Genomic DNA, 19050 nt, shown 5'->3' with positions numbered 1-19050 from the left:
GGGAGAAGACTACCGACGCGCCGGCGCGGCTCACTCGACGGTTTGCATCTCGCGCGGCGGCTCGAGCTGCTCCTCCGGCGGGGTGAGCTCGGCCCGGGTGCGGTGGTGGCCGACGAGCGCGAGCACCACGCCGCCCACGAGCCACGCGAGCAGGGTCAGCCAGGGCACCGCGGTGGCGGCATCCGGGAAGTAGGTCACCGACCGCAACAGCGTGGCGGAGGCTCCCGGCACGAAGAACTGGCCGATCGCGCCCCACGGCTCCGGAAGGAACTGCGGCGGAGTCGCCGCCGCAGCGATCGGGTTCGCGATGAACATCGTGATGATCGCTCCCACCCCGATCCCAGCGGGACCCATCAGGGCAGCCAGCCCGACGATGAGCGACGACGTCGCCGTGACGCCGAGACCGATGACGGCGGCGTTGAGCAGCCAGTCGCCGGGAAGCAGACCGAACCAGGTCTGCATCACGAGGGTGATGAGCGCGCCCGCTGCGATACCGAAGACGAGCAGGCCGACCAGCCGCCGCACGACTCCCTGCACCAGCAGTGTGAGCAGGATCCCGCCGAGCATCCCGCCCAGGACGAGAGGGAAGACGGATGCCGCGAGCCCGGCGCCGGTCGCATCGCCCTCGACCAGCGGCACGAGGTCGGTCACCGTCACCACCGGGACCTCGGGCGGTCCAGCCGGGCCGCCTTCGGGGAGCTGCGGACGCTGGCCCGCCTGCAGCGCGCCGACGAGCGCGGTGAGCTGGTCGGTGAGGGCCGACTTCGCGCGGTCGTCGATCTGCGCCTGCAGCTGGCCGGCGACCCCGCGCAGCGCCTGCGCGGCCACCGGACTCGCGGCCGTCGCGACGAGCACCTCGGGCTCGTCGCCGAGGAGGATCGCGCCGTACAGCTCGCGGGAGTCGATCCGGCTCGCCGCGTCATCGCGCGAGTCGACCTCGTGCAGGACGAAGGGGGCCGGGTCCTGCTCGGCCAGCACGTTCTCGACGGCCGTGACGGCTTCCGCCGGCCCCGAGATTCCGACCGGGAGATTCTGTGCCTGCGATGTCGCCGCCGGCCACACGAACGCCATGACGATGACAGCGACGACGAGGGATCCTGCGAGCCCGAGCAGCGCGGCGATGCCCCAGCGCGTGGGGCGAGGTCGGGTGTCGACGGGGTGGGCGTTCATGGCAGCCTCCTAAAAGAGAACGGCGATTCTGTTTGCGACAATAACAGAATTGCTATTCTGTTTCCATGCCGAAGGTGACAGAGGCCTACCGCGAAGCCCGCCGCGATGAGATCGCCCGTGCGGCGCTGCGCTGTCTCGAGCGCAAGGGCGTGCGCGACACGTCGATCGCCGACATCGTGGAGGAATCGGGTCTGTCGACCGGCGCGATCTATTCGCACTTCTCCAACAAGGCCGAGCTCGCGAGACACGTGGTCGGCCGCTACCTGCTGCCTCGCATCGACGCGCTCGAGGCGGCCGGCGCGAGCGGGCGGGTTCTCGCGCCCTCCGACGCACTGCGCGGGATGCTGTCGGTCTTCCGCGAGACCGGCCTGCCGCCGACCCTGGTGGTGCAGTTCTGGGGGGAGGCGATGGTCGAGCCCGATCTGCACACTGAGATGCTGCGCACGGCCGGGCACCTGCGGACCGCGCTGACGACGGCGATCACTCCGTGGGCACGGACGCGCACGGCGTCGGACACCGAAGCCGGAGCGCTCGCGGAGCGGTTGTCGCGCACGATCGCCGCCCTCGCACAGGGCTACGTGTCGAACACCGCGGTGTTCGGGCCCCGCGACATCGACGAATACGTCGACGATGCCACCATCGTGCTCAGCGGCTGATCGCGGGGCGGTCTACACCGAACGGGCGATGGGCGGGGCTTCGGCTGGGCCCACGCGGCCGGAGGCTCCGCTCGTCGCGTCAGCGAGGGAAGGGGCCGCGGGGACCGTCGACGAATCCGCAGGCGTCGGCGCCACCACTTCGCGGGCGGGGATCACCCTGCCGCCGGAGCTGCCAGGTCCACCACCGCCGCGGATCGACCGGTGCAGTCTCTCCATGCGCTCGTCGAGTTCGGCGGCGGTGTCGGCGGCGTCCTTCAGGCTGGCGAGGAGTTCTTCGGGCACGAGCGTGTCGTACTTGTAGTAGATCTTGTGCTCGAGGCTCGCCCAGAAGTCCATGGCGATCGTGCGGAATTGCACCTCGACGGGCACCTCGATGCGCCCGGTCGACAGGAACACCGGCACCTCGATGATCGCGTGCAGGCTCTTGTAGCCGTTCGCCTTCGGCTCGGCGATGTAGTCCTTGACCTGGATGAGGCGCACGTCGTCCTGGGCGGTCAGCAGGTCGAACAGCCGGTACACGTCAGCGACGAAGCTGCACGTGATGCGGACTCCGGCGATGTCGGTGACATGACGCCGGATCGTCGCGAAGTCGCCCTCGATGCCTTTGCGCTGCACCTTCTCGACCAGGCTGTCGGGCGACTTGACGCGGCTCGAGACGTGCTCGATCGGGTTGTAGTCGTGGGTGAGCAGGAACTCGTCGCGCAGGATGCCGATCTTCGTCTCGACCTCCTGCAGGCCGAACCGGTACTCCATCAGGAACCGCTGCAGCCCGTCCCGCATCTCTCGCAGCTCTGCGGCCGAGACGGTGATCTCGGTGTCGTCGGATGTCGTCACAGGCACCAGGGGCGCGGGGTTCGGCATGTCCCCACGGTAGGGAGGGCGGCTACGAGAGTCCTGTGAGAACCGGATGCCGTGGCGCACGGCTGCGCTGGATCAGGCGTCGTCGAGCTCGCGCTGCGCCCGCTCGGCCGCCTTCGCGGCCTCACGGGCACTGGCTGCGGCTTCTGCCCGCTCTGCCTCGATGGCCTCGAGCTTGGCCGCGGCTGCGGTCTCGTCCTCTTCGAGCCGGGCGAGGTCGCGGCGCAGGTCGTCGATGCGCTCGCGGACGTGGTCGACGCGCTCCTGGGCCTTGGCACGGCGGTCGTCGATGCGCGCGAGCACGCGCTCGGTCTCGTTCGCGAGCCGCTCGGCCTCGCGGGCCGCCTTCTCGGCGGCCTTGCGCGCGCGGCGCTCGGCGAGGTCGTCGCGGGCCACGGGCGTCGGGGCTCCGGGGAGCGACCCACCGACGGCGTCGGCGAGCGCCTCGGGTTCGATGTCGCCGGCTTCGAGCGGCTTGACGAGGCGGCCAGTCATCACGGCTGCGGCGGCGGCAGCATCCATCACCGCCGCGTTGATCGTCTTCTCGACGTCTTCGCGCGCCGCCGCGCTCACGGTGACTCCGGCATCCTTCGCCAGCTCGACGGCCTCTTTCGCGAGGGCCGCGACCAGCTGACGGCGCTGGCGGCCGAGCCGCGACATCTCGGCGGCGTCGAGGTCGTCCTGCGCCTCGCGCAGCGCGGCCGAGAGTTCCAGCGCCTCGCCGAGCTGACCGTGGCGGGCGAGCAGGTTGACCGCCCACGCCGCGACGGTGGGCTTGCGCAGCGCCTTCACGTCACGCGCGACGGCTCCCTCGGCCATGCCGGCCCGCGCGTTGCGGGTCTTGGTGAACTCGTCGGGAGGCAGGGCGTACAGCTCGGCGGCGATCTCGTCGAGCTGCTCCGTCGCGTCGGCCTGCGGCATCCCCCCATTGTGGCGCGTCGCCGGTTCGCAATTCAGTCCCGCTGCTGGCACGTCGGTCCATCTGCCGCGAGATTCCATTGCTGTGGAGCCGGCACCGGCCGCGGCGAGACTGAATTGCGAACATCGCCGGGCCGCGACTAAGGCAGGGGGCAGCCCCCCATGGTCGCGCGTCGCCGGTTCGCAATTCAGTCCCGCTGCTGGCACGCCGGTCCATCTGCCGCGGGATCCCGTTGCTGTGGAGCCGGCACCGGCCGCGGCGAGACTGAATTGCGAACATCGCCGGGCCGCGACTAAGGCAGGGGGCAGCCCCCCATGGTCGCGCGTCGCCGGTTCGCAATTCAGTCCCGCTGCTGGCACGTCGGTCGATCTCCGCGAGATTCCTGCTGCTCGGGCCCCGAGCCGGCCACGCCGAGACTGAATTGCGAACAGCACGGCGGCGGCGGGAGGTCAGGCGGAGAGGACGGATGCCGCCTGCCGGGCGGCGCCCAGAGCGACGTACTCGCCCGGCGCGGGCACCTCGACGGCAAGCCCGAGTACGAGGGGCGCGATCTGCCGCACCGCCTCGGACTGCGCGCCGCCGCCGATGAGGAGCGCGCGCTCGAGCGGCACGCCGAGCCCGCGCAGAGCTTCGAGGCCGGCAGCGAGCCCAGACAGCATGCCCTCGACTGCGGCGCGCGCGAGGTTCTCGCGGGTCGTCGAGGCCAGGGTCATCCCCGTGAGCGAGGCGGTCGCGTCGGGCAGGTTCGGCGTGCGCTCACCCTCGAAGTACGGCACCAGCGTCAGGCCGTCGGCACGGGGAGCGGCGTCGAGCGCGAGGCGCGACAGCTCGGCGTGGTCCACGCCGAGCACGCGCGCGATCGCGTCGAGCACGCGTGCGGCGTTGAGGGTCGCGACCAGCGGCAGGAACCGGCCCGTGCAGTCCGCGAAGCCTGCGACCGTGCCGGTGGGGTCGATGGTCCGTTCCTCGCTGACGGCGAACACCGTGCCCGAGGTCCCGATCGACACGACCACGTCGCCCGGCCCGGCACCGAGCCCGAGGGCCGCGCCCGCGTTGTCGCCTGCGCCCGCGCCGACACGCCGGCCGTCGGCATCCGTCACCCATTCCTCGGGTCCGAGCACCCGCGGCAGCACCGCGTCATGGCCCAGCGCGGCGACGAGCAGCTCGCGATCGTAGCCGCCCGTGGCGGGATCCCAATAGCCGGTGCCCGAGGCATCCGACCGGTCCGTCACGAGCTCGTCGAGCACCGGACCTCGCGGCGACTCACCGGCGGGACCGAACCCGCGAAGCCGCCAGGTGAGCCAGTCGTGCGGCAGCGCGACAGCGGCGACCCGGGCCGCGTTGTCGGGCTCGTTGTCGCGCAACCAGCGCAGCTTGGTGATGGTGAAGGATGCCACGGGCACGAGTCCCGTGCGGCGCGCGAGCTCGTCGGCACCGAACTCGGCCGTGAGGTCGGCGGCCGCCTGGGCCGAGCGGGTGTCGTTCCACAGCAGCGCGTCGCGGATCACCCGGCCGTCGGCGTCGAGCGCGACCATGCCGTGCTGCTGCCCCCCGACGGCCCACGCTTCAACAGTGTCGAGCCCGTCTGCATCCGCGATCGCGCTCTGCAGCGCCTGCCACCATGCCTCGGGATCGACCGACGTGCCGTCGGGGTGCGATGCACGTCCGGTCCTCACGGTCGAGCCGGTCGCGGCATCCGCGATCACGACCTTGCACGACTGCGTCGACGAGTCGACACCCATCACCAGCGCCATTTCGACCTCTTCTTTCAACGATTGCGTGAAGCGCGACGACACGCCGGCCCGCAGGGCGCGGACCGGCGTGTCATGGCGACTCGGATATGAGATGTGTCAGCGGGCGCCGAGCAGGTGCTCGGTCGCGAGCTGCTGCAGGCGGACGAACCCGAAGCCCTTGCCGCCGAGGTAGGCGCTCGGGTCGAAGTCCTCATAGGCGGAGCGGTCGGCGAGGAAGTCGTCGTACGACTCACCGGGGTTGAGCGTGGGCACCGAGAGCTCGTCGACCTTCGCCGCGGCGAGCGCCTCCTGAACCTCGGGGTCGGCGCGGAAGGCCGCGGCGCGCTCCTTGAGCAGCAGGTAGGTGCTCATGTTCGCCGCCGCCGACTCCCAGACGCCCTTCTCATCCTCGGTGCGCGAGGGCTTGTAGTCGAAGTGGCGCGGACCCTCGTAGGCGGGCACGCCACCGGGGCCGCCGTTCTCGAGCAGGTCGACCAGTGCGAACGCGTTGTGCAGGTCGCCGTGGCCGAACACGAGGTCCTGGTCGTACTTGATGCCGCGCTGGCCGTTGAGGTCGATGTGGAAGAGCTTGCCGTGGTACAGCGCCTGGGCGATGCCGGCGGCGAAGTTCAGGCCCGCCATCTGCTCGTGCCCGACCTCGGGGTTCAGGCCCACCAGCTCGGGACGCTCGAGCGAGTCGATGAACGCGATCGCGTGGCCCAGGGTCGGCAGCAGGATGTCGCCGCGGGGCTCGTTCGGCTTGGGCTCGATGGCGAAGCGGATGTCGTAGCCCTTGTCGGTGACATAGTCGCCGAGGAGGTTGACGGCCTCGCGGTAGCGCTCGAGCGCGGCACGGATGTCCTTGGCCGAGTCGTACTCAGCACCCTCGCGGCCGCCCCACATGACGAACGTCTTCGCGCCGAGCTCGGCGCCGAGGTCCAGCTGGCGGAAGACCTTGCGCAGTGCGTAACGGCGCACGTCGCGGTCGTTGGAGGTGAAGCCGCCGTCCTTGAAGACGGGGGCGGAGAAGAGGTTGGTCGTCACCATCGGCACGATCAGGCCGGTGTCGGCCAGCGCGCCCTTCAGGCGATCGATCTGGTTCTGGCGCTCGGCGTCGCTCGAGCCGAAGGCGAACAGGTCGTCGTCGTGGAACGTGAGTCCGTAGGCGCCGAGCTCGGCGAGCTTCTCGACGACGTGCACGACGTCGAGAGCGTTGCGGGTCGGCCCGCCGAACGGGTCGGTGCCGTTGTAGCCGACGGTCCAGAGGCCGAACGAGAACTTGTCGGCGGGAGTGGGGGTGGGCATGGCGCTCCTTCGCGGGGAATTGTTGCTGAAGACAACCTATACCAGATCGACCGCCACGGCTACTCCTGGTGCGACTCCTTGACGCTCACCCGCATTCAGGCCTAGGTTAACGTTCACATCGGCCGCGATAACGTTTACATCGGTCGGACAGATTCGAAGGAGAAGCTGTGAGAAGAACACTGTCGTTATTCGCGGCCGCGAGTCTGGTGGGTGCCGGCTTCGCCGCCGCACCCGCCGCCGCGGCCACCACCACCGGAATCGATCTCCAGCCCGAGAACACGCAGCAGACGATCGATGGCTTCGGCTACTCCGCGGCCTTTCAGCGCACCCACCGGCTGAACCTGCTGTCGGACGAGAAGAAGGCGGAGGCCACGGAGCTGCTGCTCGGAGACAGCGGGGTCGATCCGTCGATCCTCCGCCTCGGCATCGGCGGCCAGTCGACCCCGCCGTACGACTGGATGCTCTCCATCCAGCCGACCGATCCCGGCGGCCCCGAAGCGGAGCCGGACTACCAGTGGGACGGCTATGACAACGGCCAGGTGTGGTTCGCGCAGGCCGCCGAAGCCGCGGGAGTCGAGTACATCTACGGCAATGCCTGGACCGCGCCCGGCTACATGAAGACGAACAACAGCCCCGCAAACGGCGGCACGCTGTGCGGCCTTTCGGGGACCACGTGCGCCAGCGGCGACTGGACCGACGCATATGCCGACTATCTCGTCGCATGGGCGGACTTCTACAAGCAGGAAGGCGTCGACATCGACGGAATCGCCTTCGCGAACGAACCGGACTACACCTCGACGTACGAGTCGATGCGGCTCACGCCGGCGCAGGCGGCGGAGTTCACCAAGACGCTCGGGCCGGTGGCGGATGCCGCGGGCTACGACGTGCTGTGCTGCGAGTCGTTCGGCTGGAACCAGGGCAAGAACTACCACAGCGCGATCCTCGAAGACGCCGAAGCCGCACAGTGGATCGACGTCCTCACCGCGCACTCGTACGCGAGCCGGTCCGATTCACCGTTCGAGACCGACAAGTCGCTGTGGATGTCGGAATGGGCGGCCTCGGTCGCAGGACTCACGCAGTTCAATGCGAACTGGGACGGTGCTCCCGCGGCGGGTTCCGACGGCATCCGTCTGGTCGATCACATGATGGACTCGCTCACGCTCGGCGGCGCCACGGGCTACCTCTGGTGGCTGGGCGTCAGCCAAGGCGGCTCGGGCTCACTCATGGTCGTGGACGTCGAGAACGACACGTACACCGTGGGTGCCCGGCTGTGGGGCATGGCGGCGTTCAGCAGGTTCGTGCGCCCGGATTCGGTTCGCTTCGACGCCGTCCACGCCCTCGCCGGCGTCAAGGTCGCGGCGTTCGACAACGCGGATGGGACGCGGGTCGTACAGCTTCTGAACAACGGCACGACGGCAGTCAGCACCGACATCGACCTCGACAGGCAGCCCACCGCGTATCTCAACGACCAGACGCATCACCTCGAGGCGGTCGACGGGATCGCCACGACCGCCGACGGCGTCACCGCGCTGCAACTGCCCGCGCGCTCGCTGGTCACCCTCGTGCTCGAGCCCGATGCGCCGTCCGGCGAAGGCATCCCGATCGAAGCCACCGTCCCCGAATCGACCGAGCCGGGTTCGCTCGCGATGACGGTCGCCGACTTCGGCGAGGGAGTGACGCTCGCCGAAGCAACCAACGCCGGCGACCGGCTGCGCTTCGAGGGCGCTCTGCCCGAGGTGAGTGTGACCGACTCACGCAACGCGGATCAGGCGGGCGCCGGTGGGTGGGCCGTCTCGGGGCAATCCAGCGACTTCACCGCCGGCGACGTCGCCGTCGGCGCCGAGCATCTGGGCTGGACACCGAAGGTTCTCGACCCGAGACCGGGGGTGACCGCGGGGGCGAGCGTGGCGACCACCCTCGGCGCGGGGCCGGGTCTGGTCGAGCCGGCATCGCTCGCTTCAGCCGGCAGCGAAGGGCGCTTCGGCTCGACGGCCATGTCGGCGGACCTCTTCCTCGAGGTCCCCGTCGACACGGCGCCCGGAACCTATCGCGGAACCGTCACCGTCTCGCTGTTCCCCGTCGACTGAGTCGACACCGGGGCGTGGCCGCGCCGGCGGTCACGCCCCACACCACCCCCACCGCCATTCCTCCTCCGGAGCATCATGCCGTCCCCCACCCTCCTCACGGCCGCACTCACGGCTGCTCTCGCATTCGCGGTTCCCCCCGCGGGCGCGGCGGCTGTCGATGCTGCCGGAACGACTCGCAACCCGGCGCATGCCGTGTCTGCGGAGACGGCCGACCCGTCCGCCGGCGCCACGACGTGGACACTCGAACCCGCGTCGGCGGACGGGCCGGACGGCCGCATCTCATTGCGGCACGTGATGGACCCGGGATCGATCGTCGAGGACCACGTCACCGTGACGAACTTCAGCGCCGAGCCCGCCACCTTCGCCCTGTACGCGAGCGACGGCGTCATCTCTGCCACCGGCGACTTCGATCTGCTCCCGCCGGGCGCGACGCCCGTCGACGGCGGATCGTGGATCACGATCGGTGCGGTCGAAGGCTCCACACCACAGACCGGCGGCATCGCGCTCGAGCTCCCGGCGGGAGGGTCGGCGATCGTGCCACTCACGATCACCGTCCCCGACGACGCGCTGCCCGGCGATCATCCCGCCGGGATCGTCGCGGAGCTGACCCAGGACGACGGCGGCACCGTGCGACTCGCCAGCCGAGTCGGCGTGCGCGCGCACCTTCGCGTCGCGGGCGATGTGGTCGCGTCACTCCGGCCCGACGCGGTCTCCGCCACGTGGATCCCCTCCTGGAATCCGTTCGCCCCCGGGACGGTCGAGGTGACGTACGCGATCGCCAACGACGGCAACGTCCGACTCGGCGCCGACGCCGCCGTCGCACTGACCGGACCGTTCGGACTGGCACCCGCCCACGACACGACCACCGCGCGAGAAGTGCTTCCCCGTCAGGAGATGCTCACGACGGTGGCGGTCCCCACCTGGCCGCTCGTCCTGGGTACGGGAACGGTCGAGCTCTCCCCGCTGGTGGTCGGCGAGGACGACGTCGCAGCGCCCGCGGGCGCCTCGGCATCGTTCACCGTCTGGACGATCCCGTGGGCCCAGCTCGCTCTTGTCGCCGCACTGGCCGGCGGGTTCCTGCTGCTCCGGTTCGTTCGCAGCCGCTCCGCCGCCCGCGTCCAGGCCCGCATCGACGCCGCCGTTGCGGCGGCGCGGACGACGGAGGAGCACGCGGTGGCGGCGAACTGACCACGGTCCCGCCGCTGCCCACCTCGCGCGTGGCGGCGCGCGAGGTGCCGGGGGGCTGCGGCGCGGTCAGCGCGGGTCTGCGCCGGCGGGGCCCGCGGTCGAGTCGCGGACAGCGAGGCGTGGCGTGACCACGCGGTGAAGCCCTGCCTCGGCCGGCTCCTGGTGGTCGATCCGCTCGAGCAGGAGCTCGACGGCGAGCTCGCCGCACTCGGTGAGGTCTGCGCCGACGCTCGTCAGGCGCGGCGACGACAACTCCGCTACGAACGTGTTGTCGAAGCCCATGAGACTCACGTCGTCGGGGACGCGGATGCCCGTCTCGGACCATCGTGCGAGAAGGCCGAGGGCGACGAGGTCGTTGTAGGCGATGACAGCGGTCGCGCCGCTGTCGCGTGCTGCCGCCGCCGCCGCGCGGCCGCCGTCGACGTCCGGCGCGAAGGAGCCCACCTCGGTCAGCGTGACCCCGTCGAGCTCAGCGGCCGCTTCACGTGTGCCATGGGCGCGGCGACCCTGGGACCACGACCGCTCCGGTCCGCCGACGTATGCGATGCGGCGGTGGCCCAGGTCGTACAGGTGGCCGACGGCGGTGCGGGCGCCCGACCGTTCGTCGATCGTGACCGTCGGTGCCGTCACCCCCAGCTCACTGAGGTCTCGGTTGATCAGGACGCACGTGGTCGTGCTCATGACCTCGACGAGCCGGTCGTCGGGAAGTCGCGAGGACGCCAGAATGATGCCGTCGATCTGCGAGCGGAGGGCGGCGATCTCCTCTGCCTCGACCTCGGCGAGCTCGGTGGTGTCGACGACGACGAGTCCGTAGCCTCGCTCGCGTGAAAGACCCTGCGCACCCTTGGTGAGCGACGAGAAGTACGGGTTGACGATGTCGGGCACGACCAGGGCGATGACGCCGGTGCGGCCGCGGCGAAGGCTGCTCGCCGCCCGGTTCGGACGGTACCCCAAGTCGCGGACAGCGGCCAGGACTCGATCGCGGGTGTCTTCCGACACGCGATGCGGCTCGCGCAGCGCGCGCGATACGGTCGCGATCGACACGCCGGAGCGAGCGGCGACATCATGTACGGTCACCAACCTGTGCGCCACCTTGCTGCTCGGAGGAGATCATTCTCCCGCAGATCTTGTGGAAGAACACCGACGGAAACCTGTCGTACCGCCGGAACCACAATAACGTTTACAGTGGAGTAAGAACGTTTACATCGAAGGAGCACGCCGATGACGGTCCCCCCTGCGGTCGAGGCACCGCGCACCTGGGCGCTGCACCCCGACCGCGCGCTCCCCTCCGACCCGGGGGTTCGCGATGTGGCACGCGAGATCCTGCGAACCACCCAGCACCTTCCGATCGTCTCGATGCACGGACACGTCGACGCGGCCATGCTCGCCGACGACGAGCAGTTCCCCGACCCTGCCGCCCTGCTCGTGACGCCCGACCACTACCTGGTGCGGATGCTGGTGTCACAGGCGACGGCGCCGGGACCCATCCGCGACGCAGGCGTGCGCACGGTCGCCGACCTCGGAGTCGGGCCAGGGGCAGAGGCTGACCCACGCGAGATCTGGCGGCGATTCTGCGCCGGCTGGGGGGCGTTCCGCGCCACGCCGACGAGGTTCTGGCTCGAACATGTCCTCATCGACGTGTTCGAGGCGCCCGCCCCGCCTTCGGCCGAGACGGCCGACATCCTGTTCGACCATCTCTCCGAGCGTCTCTCTCGGCCCGAGTACCGGCCGCGCGCCCTGTTCGAGCGCTTCGGCATCGAGGTGCTCGCGACGACGGATCCCGCCACCTCGTCGCTCGAGGCCCACGCGCGCCTCGCAGCCGACGGCTGGGCCGGGCGCGTCATCCCGACCTTCCGTCCCGATCCGCTGCTCGAGCCGGCCCGCGCCGACTGGGCGTCGCTGCTGCCGGCACTGGGTGAGTCCAGCGGCGTGGACGCGGGCCACTACGACGGCTTCCTCGACGCGTTGCGCGAGCGTCGGCGAGCCTTCATCCGCGCCGGTGCGCGGGCGACCGACCACGGTCACCTGAGACCCGATACGACCCCGCTCGCCGACACCGACGCGCGGCGCCTGTTCGACGACGCGCGGCGCGGCGAGATCGACTCCGCCGGCGCGGCCGCGTTCACCGCTCACATGCTGTTCCAGATGGCGGAGATGTCGGCCGAGGACGGCCTCGTGATGCAGCTGCACCCGGGCGTCGTCCGCGATCACGACCGCACGGCGGCAACGCGGTACGGGCACGACATCGGCTACGACATCCCGATCGCCACGGAATTCACGCGTGCGCTGCGTCCGGCGCTCGAGGCGTTCGGACACCACGAGAACTTCCGCATGGTCGTGTTCACGGTCGACGAGACGGTGTACTCCCGTGAGCTCGCCCCGCTGGCCGGCGCGTACCCGGGACTGCGCCTGGGCGCGCCGTGGTGGTTCCTGGACTCCCCCGACGCGATGCGCCGGTTCCGCGAGGCGACGACCGACACGGCCGGCTTCCGCAACACCAGCGGGTTCGTGGACGACACACGCGCGTTCTGCTCGATCCCTGCGCGACACGACCTGTCGAGGCGAGCGGATGCCGGGTACCTCGCCCGCCTGGTGGCCGAACACCGGCTCGGCCTGGACGAGGCGCTGGACACCGCGGCGGACCTCGCCTACCGGCTCGCGCGCGACAGCTACCCGGCGCCGGCCGGTGCCGCCGCATGACCGCGCTCGCGTCCGCCGTCGCGGGAATCCGGTCGGCCGAGGTGCTGGTCTCGAGCCCGTCGCGAAACTTCGTCACGTTGCGCCTCACGACACAGGACGGCGTCGTCGGGCTCGGCGACGCGACGCTCAACGGTCGCGAGCTCGCGGTGGCGTCGTACCTGCGCGACCACGTCGCCCCCCTCCTCGTCGGGCGCGACGCGCACCGCATCGAAGACACCTGGCAGCTGCTCTACCGCTCGGCGTACTGGCGGCGCGGGCCCGTCACGATGTCGGCCATCGCGGCCGTCGACATGGCTCTGTGGGACATCAAGGCCAAGCTCGCCGGCGTGCCGCTGTATGAGCTGCTGGGCGGCGCCTCGCGCAGCGGTGCTCTGGTCTACGCGCACGCGTCAGGCAGCGATCTCGCGTCGCTCGGCGACTCCATCCGTGCCCGGCTCGAGGAGGGCCACCGAGCCATCCGGCTGCAGGTCGCGGTCCCCGGAATGGGCGCGATGTACGGCGTGGCCGCGGCTGTGGCAGGGCGCTATGCGTACGAGCCGGCGAAACGGGCAGGTCTCGCAGTCGAGGAGGGCTGGGACTCTGCGCGATATATGCGGCACCTGCCCGGCGTCTTCGAATGGGCGCGGGCCGAGTTCGGCCCCGACGTGCTGCTCCTGCACGACGCGCACCACCGGCTGACACCGATCCAGGCGGCGCGGCTGGGGCGCGAGCTCGAGCCGTACGACCTCTTCTGGCTCGAGGACTGCACGCCGGTCGAGAACCAGGAGTCGCTGCGGCTCGTCCGCCGGCACACCACCACCCCGCTCGCGATCGGCGAGGTGCTGAACTCGGTGTGGGACTTCCGGACGCTGATCCAGGAGCAACTCATCGATTTCGTCCGTGCGTCGGTGACCCACTCCGGCGGCATCACGGGCCTGCGCCGCATCTTCGACTTCGCGGCGCTCTACAACATCCGCTCCGGCAGCCACGGCCCGACCGACATCTCGCCCATCGGCATGGCCGCCGCACTTCATCTCGACCTCGCGATCCACAACTTCGGCATTCAGGAGTACATGGAGCACCAGCCGCTCGCCGGCGAGGTGTTCCGCACGTCGTACTCCTTCGCCGACGGGATGCTGCATCCCGGCGATCAGCCGGGCCTCGGCGTCGACTACGACGACGTGGCGGCCGAGCACTTCCCCTACGAGCCCGCATATCTGCCGACGGCGCGGCTCGTCGATGGAACCGTCCATGACTGGTGAGGGGTGCCGGCTGCCGGCATCCCCGAAGGAGAAGACATGACCGTGCACTCGATGTGGCTGCCCGACGACCTCGCCGACCGCGAGGGCACGGGCCTCCGCGGCCGTTCGATCGCGATCGCCGGCGACGGCGACCTCTTCGACACCGTGCGACAGGATGCCGCGGCCCTCGGCCTGCGACTGGTCGACGCCGCCGGGGGCGACGGCACCGACATCCTCGTCGAGCCGGCCGACGCGGCCGACGCACTCGGACCGGAGTCCTTCGCCCTGACGCGAGGAACCGACCGCACGGTCGTCCGCTATGGCGGAGCATCCGGAGCCCTCTATGGATGGTTCCAGCTGCTGCGCGAGGCGATCCTGGTTCAGCCGCACCGCAGCCCCGCAACGACCCGCCACGAGCCCGCGCACGAGCTGCGCATGCTCGACCACTGGGACAACGTCGCGGTGCATCCGGTGATGGGTCAGGTCGAACGCGGGTACGCGGGCGGATCGATCTTCTACGACGACGGCAGTCTGCGCGACGACCTCACGCGGGTCGAGCGGTATGCGCGGCTGCTCGCCTCGATCGGGATCAACCGGGTCGCGATCAACAACGTCAACGTCCACGCGCGCGAGGCACGACTGCTCACCGACGATCTGCCCGGCGTCGCACGGCTGGCCGGCGTGTTCCGGCGATGGGGAATCCGAACGCATCTGTCGGTGAGCTTCGCCGCACCCCTCACGCTCGGTGGCCTCGGCACCTCCGACCCCCTCGACGACGGAGTGCAGGAGTGGTGGGCCGAGACGGCGAATGGCGTGTACGCCGCGATCCCGGACTTCGGCGGCTTCGTGGTCAAGGCCGATTCGGAAGGGCAGCCCGGTCCCTTCGCCTACGGCCGCAGCCACGCAGAAGGCGCGAACATGCTCGCGCGGGCGCTCGCGCCGCACGGCGGCATGGTGCACTGGCGGGCGTTCGTCTACAACCACCGGCAGGACTGGCGCGATCGTTCGACCGACCGGGCTCGTGCCGCGTACGACCACTTCGCTCCGCTCGACGGCCACTTCGACGACAACGTCGTCGTGCAGGTGAAGTACGGCCCGCTCGACTTCCAGACCCGCGAGCCGGTCTCGCCCGTGATCCCCGCGATGCGCGACACGCGCGTGGCGCTCGAGCTGCAGGTCACGCAGGAGTACACCGGGCATCAGCTCCACGCCGTCTACCTCGCCCCGCAGTGGCGTGAGATCCTCGACTTCCGGCCGTTCGGCGACGAAGGGCGACGCCTGGCCGAGATCGTCCGCGGCGGGATCGTGGCGGTGTCCAACGTCGGCGATGACGTGTTCTGGACGGGGCATCCGCTCGCCCAGGCGAACCTGTACGCATACGGCCGTCTCGCGTGGGACCCGACCCTGGAGCCGGCGGCGATCCTCGACGAATGGATCGCGCTCACCTTCGGCCTGGACGAAGGCGTGCGCGACGGCATCCACTCGATCCTCGACGATTCCTGGCGCACCTATGAGTCGTACACCGCACCGCTCGGTGTCGGCTTCATGGTGTCGCCGCAAGGCCACTACGGACCCGCCGTCGACGGCTACGAGTATTCGCCGTGGGGCACGTACCACTTCGCCGATCGGGACGGCATCGGAGTCGACCGCACCGTCGCGACGGGAACGGGCTACGCGGGGCAGTACCCGTCACCCTGGCGTGAGGTGTACGAGTCGCTCGAGACAGTCCCCGACGAGCTGCTGCTGTTCTTCCACCATGTGCCGTACACCCACCGGCTGCACAGCGGATCGACGGTCATCCAGCACATCTACGACACGCACTTCGCCGGTGTCGAGACCGTCGAGAAGCTTCCCGCGGTCTGGGCCGCACTCGAGGGACGGGTGGATGCCGCGCTCCACGCCCGCGTGAGCGACCGGCTCGCCGAACAGCGACGGTCAGCCGTCGAGTGGCGCGATCAGATCAACACGTACTTCTGGCGCAAGTCCGGCATCCCGGACGAGCGCGGCCGGACGATCTACTGAGGTACGCGCTCCCCCAGTGCGATTCGTCACCCCGCTGTGGGTGAGAAACCGCACGCACGTTGAGAAACCCTCCGGCGCGTGATGTCTCAACCTCTACATGGTTTCTCAACCTCACCCAGCACCCGCGCAGTCGCGTACACGTGTCGGCCCACCAGAGCAGGTGATGCGGGATGCCGTGGGCCACGGCATCCGTCGTCGTCCAGGTGTGAGAAGCCACACGCACGTTGAGAAACCGCACGGAGGTTGAGAAACCGTCCGGGGCGTGGTGTCTCAACCTCTACATGGTTTCTCAACCTCTACGTGGTGGTTCAACGTCGAGGTGCGACCCGGGCGCCCGGGCGCCGGGGCGTGGGGGCGCGCATCGGACCGCGAGTGTCTAGGGCCCGTCGGGCGCGACGAAACGGCCGGTGATGTCGGCGATCATCGGCCGCGCGACCACCCGCGCGAACGCGGCGAAGAAGACGGCCAGGAGCGCCAGCACCCAGTCCGACGAGAACGCGACGATCGCCGTCGCGAGCACGAGATACGACAGCGTGCCGAGGGTGACGAGGGGTTTCGCGGCCAGGTAGTACAGCGCGAGGCGGGCGGTGTCGCGAGCGCGGAAACGGAAGTGCGACGCGATGACGACGCCATTCGCCGACCACAGCGCGACGAAGACCAGCAGCACGACCGACGCGCCGATGAAGAATCCGTCGACGCCCACCACTCCGCCGAACGCGATGTTCATGCCGAGGATCGTCGCGACGACGAGCGCGGGGATCCACACGAAGAGCACATCGCGCAGGTTGCCGACGTACGCCCGCCAGAAGCGGGGCCACACCGAGAGCTCTTCGTCGCGTCCACGTGCCGCCATCGCCGCCATCGCCGACATCGCCGCCGAGAAGGCCGGCCCCAACGGCACCAGGCACAGGGCGTAGAGGGGGAGGTTGGACGGCGCCCGCTCCAGCAGCAGGATGCCGATGAGGCCAGGCGTGGCGGCGAGGAGGAAGCAGATCTCGACGATCACGAACCAGTAGATGACGCCCGTGACTCGCCCGAACAGCTCCCGGCGCGGGTCGGGCGCTCCCCGATCGCCTGTCATGGGCGCCGGCCGTCGTGTGTGTGGTTCGGCATCGGAGACCATCCTGCCCGGTGCAAGGTCGTGTGTCGCCTTCGTCATCGCGCCTCGACGATCAGCACATCCGCCGGACCGAGCTCGAGCGCGTCTCCCTGGGCGATCGAGCGGCCGGTGAGGATGTCTACGCCCGCGAAAGGGGAATCGACCGCCACAGGCACGGCGGCGTGGTTCAGCACGAAGTCGTACCGGCGTCCGGCCACCTCGCGAGTGGTGTGCTCGAGGTCGCGCACGTCGGCGAACGGCCCCTCCAGTCCGTGGCGCTCGAGCACCCGCCGCACCACCCAGTCCACGCCGTCCTGGTCGAGGCACGTGGCGACGTACCAGCCTTCGCCGTCGCCGAACGCGTTGCGCGTCACTGCGGGAGTACCGGCATAGAAGTCCTCGGTGTAGACGCCGACCGCGGTCGCACCCTGCGGCTGCACGACGTCGAACAGGTGGGATGCCGCCACCGTGCGCTCAGCGCCGCCGGGCATCGCCAGCACGACGGGCTGCGAGTGGTCGGGCGGGAGCGAGTCCGTCTCATCCACGCGGATCCCCGTGAGGTCGCCGAGCGGGCCCGGGACGTCCATGAGGAAGGCGTTGTCGTCCTCGTCGACGCGGCCCGACATCACGGTGGTGAGCACGGTGCCGCCACGACGGGCGACGTCCTCCAAGCGTGTCGCCGTGTCGCCCTTGAGCATGTGCAGGAACGGCGCCACCACCACGTCATAGGCCGAGAGGTCGGCGGTCACCGGCACGACATCGACCACCGCTCCCGCCTGCCACAGCGCTTCGTAGTAGGACACCACCTGCGCCTCGTACTTGACGGCGCGGCTGAAGCCGTCCGAGATCTCGAGTGCCCACCACGAGTCCCAGTCGAACAGCAGCGCGACCTTCGCAGGCGTCCGTGCGTCCAGCAGGCGGTCTCCGACCGTGTCGAGCTCGGCTCCGAGCGCAGCGACCTCGAGGAACGCGCGCGTGTCGGTGCGCCCGGCATGGTTCAGGATCGCGCCGTGATACTTCTCGGACGCGCCCTTGCTGTGGCGCATCTGGAAGAATAGCACCGAGTCCGAGCCGTGGGCGACGGCCTGCCACGACCACAGCCGCATCACGCCGGGCCGCTTGACGGGGTTGAAATCCCGGGTCGCCGTCATGGTGGGCGTCTGCTCCATGAGCCAGAACGGCTGGCCGTCCTTGAGGCCGCGCATGAGCGAGTGGCTGAGCGCCATGCGCGAGACCGGAGAGCCGTCGGTGGGGTAGTTGTCCCATGACGCGAAGTCCAGGTGGGCAGCCCAGCGGTGATAGTCGAGGTGCCGGTAGATCGCCATCATGTTCGTGGTGGCGGGAAGGTCGGAGTGGGCGCGGATCGCGTCCTTCTCCTCGCGGAAGGTGCGGAGGATGTTGTCGGTGTTGAACCGGTGATAGTCGAGGGTGATGCCCTGGAATGCGGTGTGGTTGGGGCCGCGCCAGTGCTCCGAGAGCATGTTGGGCGGCACGATCTGCTCCCAGTCGGAGAAGCGGTGCGACCAGAACGTCGTGTTCCACGCGTCGTTGAGGCGATCGAGGGTGCCGTACCTTGCTCGCAGCCACAGCCGGAACTCGGCCGCGCAGTTCTCGCAGTAGCAGAGACCGCCGTACTCGTTGTTGATGTGCCATGCGACCACCGCGGGATGGTCTGCGAATTGCTCGGCGATCCGGCCCGCGACCGCCGCGGCCAGCCGCCGGTAGGTCGGCGAGCTCGCGCAGGCGTTGTGACGCACCCCGAACACGTGCCGCCGTCCTTCGAAGTCCGTGCGGCAGACATCGGGATGCCGCCGCGCCAGCCACGGCGGAACAGCCGCGGTGCCGGTGGCCAGGCACACCTTGCGGCCCTCGGCGTGTGCGCGATCGAGGATCCGCTGCAGCGTCCCGAAGTCGTAGGTCTCTTCGTCGGGCTGCGTGAGGGCCCACGCGAAGACGCCGACCGTCAGCAGGTCGATCCCGGCGAGATCGAACGCCCGGTAGTCGGCATCCCATACCTCCTCGTCCCACTGCTCGGGGTTGTAATCCCCGCCGAAGGGGATCTTGCTCATCGCGGGAAGGGACATCGAAGCTGC

The 19050-nt window shown here is 70.0% G+C and carries 14 protein-coding genes; 6 read left to right on the top strand and 8 right to left on the bottom strand.

Annotated elements, in window-relative coordinates; genetic code table 11:
* Positions 1-30 precede the first annotated feature (30 nt).
* Positions 31-1170, bottom strand: coding sequence for a hypothetical protein (locus tag ACLKM7_RS16150; RefSeq protein WP_436448184.1), 1140 nt, complete (start codon positions 1168-1170; stop codon positions 31-33).
* 65 nt (positions 1171-1235) lie between these two features.
* Here ACLKM7_RS16150 and ACLKM7_RS16145 point away from each other — a divergent pair, with 65 nt between their 5' ends.
* The gene (locus tag ACLKM7_RS16145) at positions 1236-1826 is read left to right on the top strand and encodes a TetR/AcrR family transcriptional regulator (RefSeq protein ID WP_436448183.1); all 591 of its coding nucleotides are present in this window, start codon (positions 1236-1238) and stop codon (positions 1824-1826) included.
* A gap of 12 nt (positions 1827-1838) precedes the next feature.
* On the opposite strand, the gene ACLKM7_RS16140 is transcribed toward ACLKM7_RS16145, so the two are convergent.
* The 4 genes from ACLKM7_RS16140 to xylA form a co-directional block, all read right to left on the bottom strand.
* Positions 1839-2687 carry a GTP pyrophosphokinase gene (locus tag ACLKM7_RS16140; RefSeq protein WP_436448182.1) on the bottom strand — a complete coding sequence of 283 codons (849 nt, stop codon included), beginning with the start codon at positions 2685-2687 and terminating at the stop codon, positions 1839-1841.
* A gap of 72 nt (positions 2688-2759) precedes the next feature.
* Entirely contained in the window at positions 2760-3605 is an 846-nt protein-coding gene (locus ACLKM7_RS16135) for a transposase (protein ID WP_436448181.1), read from the bottom strand.
* 447 nt (positions 3606-4052) lie between these two features.
* Complete coding sequence (gene xylB, locus ACLKM7_RS16130) at positions 4053-5357, bottom strand: xylulokinase (protein ID WP_436448180.1); 1305 nt, start codon at positions 5355-5357, stop codon at positions 4053-4055.
* A 96-nt stretch (positions 5358-5453) separates the two neighbouring features.
* Positions 5454-6641 (bottom strand): xylose isomerase, encoded by a 1188-nt coding sequence (xylA, locus tag ACLKM7_RS16125; RefSeq protein ID WP_436448179.1) that lies wholly within the window; start codon positions 6639-6641, stop codon positions 5454-5456.
* A 167-nt stretch (positions 6642-6808) separates the two neighbouring features.
* On the opposite strand from xylA, the gene ACLKM7_RS16120 reads away from it, so the two are divergent.
* Positions 6809-8728, top strand: a complete 1920-nt coding sequence (locus ACLKM7_RS16120; RefSeq protein ID WP_436448178.1) for a glycoside hydrolase family 30 protein — start codon at positions 6809-6811, stop codon at positions 8726-8728.
* 75 nt (positions 8729-8803) lie between these two features.
* Entirely contained in the window at positions 8804-9916 is a 1113-nt protein-coding gene (locus ACLKM7_RS16115; RefSeq protein ID WP_436448177.1) for a hypothetical protein, read from the top strand.
* Positions 9917-9982: 66 nt separating this feature from the next.
* Here ACLKM7_RS16115 and ACLKM7_RS16110 read toward each other — a convergent pair whose 3' ends face one another.
* The gene (locus ACLKM7_RS16110) at positions 9983-10993 is read right to left on the bottom strand and encodes a LacI family DNA-binding transcriptional regulator (RefSeq protein WP_436448176.1); all 1011 of its coding nucleotides are present in this window, start codon (positions 10991-10993) and stop codon (positions 9983-9985) included.
* A gap of 144 nt (positions 10994-11137) precedes the next feature.
* On the opposite strand from ACLKM7_RS16110, the gene uxaC reads away from it, so the two are divergent.
* The 3 genes from uxaC to ACLKM7_RS16095 are packed head-to-tail and all read left to right on the top strand — an operon-like array spanning position 11138 to position 15858.
* Positions 11138-12616, top strand: a complete 1479-nt coding sequence (uxaC, locus tag ACLKM7_RS16105; RefSeq protein WP_436448175.1) for a glucuronate isomerase — start codon at positions 11138-11140, stop codon at positions 12614-12616.
* Positions 12613-13857 carry a D-mannonate dehydratase ManD gene (gene manD, locus ACLKM7_RS16100; protein ID WP_436448174.1) on the top strand — a complete coding sequence of 415 codons (1245 nt, stop codon included), beginning with the start codon at positions 12613-12615 and terminating at the stop codon, positions 13855-13857. The genes uxaC and manD overlap by 4 nt, the downstream gene beginning before the upstream one ends.
* A gap of 36 nt (positions 13858-13893) precedes the next feature.
* Positions 13894-15858 carry an alpha-glucuronidase gene (locus tag ACLKM7_RS16095; RefSeq protein WP_436448173.1) on the top strand — a complete coding sequence of 655 codons (1965 nt, stop codon included), beginning with the start codon at positions 13894-13896 and terminating at the stop codon, positions 15856-15858.
* 376 nt (positions 15859-16234) lie between these two features.
* On the opposite strand, the gene ACLKM7_RS16090 is transcribed toward ACLKM7_RS16095, so the two are convergent.
* Both ACLKM7_RS16090 and ACLKM7_RS16085 read right to left on the bottom strand, forming a co-directional pair.
* Complete coding sequence (locus ACLKM7_RS16090) at positions 16235-16939, bottom strand: DUF624 domain-containing protein (RefSeq protein WP_436448172.1); 705 nt, start codon at positions 16937-16939, stop codon at positions 16235-16237.
* 74 nt (positions 16940-17013) lie between these two features.
* Entirely contained in the window at positions 17014-19026 is a 2013-nt protein-coding gene (locus ACLKM7_RS16085) for a beta-galactosidase (protein ID WP_436448171.1), read from the bottom strand.
* Between the last annotated feature and the right edge of the window lie 24 nt (positions 19027-19050).

Origin of the sequence: Microbacterium sp. I2 (genome assembly GCF_051364985.1) — a bacterium.
Classification (GTDB): Bacteria; Actinomycetota; Actinomycetes; order Actinomycetales; family Microbacteriaceae; genus Microbacterium.
Note: the sequence above shows the minus strand (reverse complement) of the source record. Positions and strands in the feature narration are given on the sequence as shown.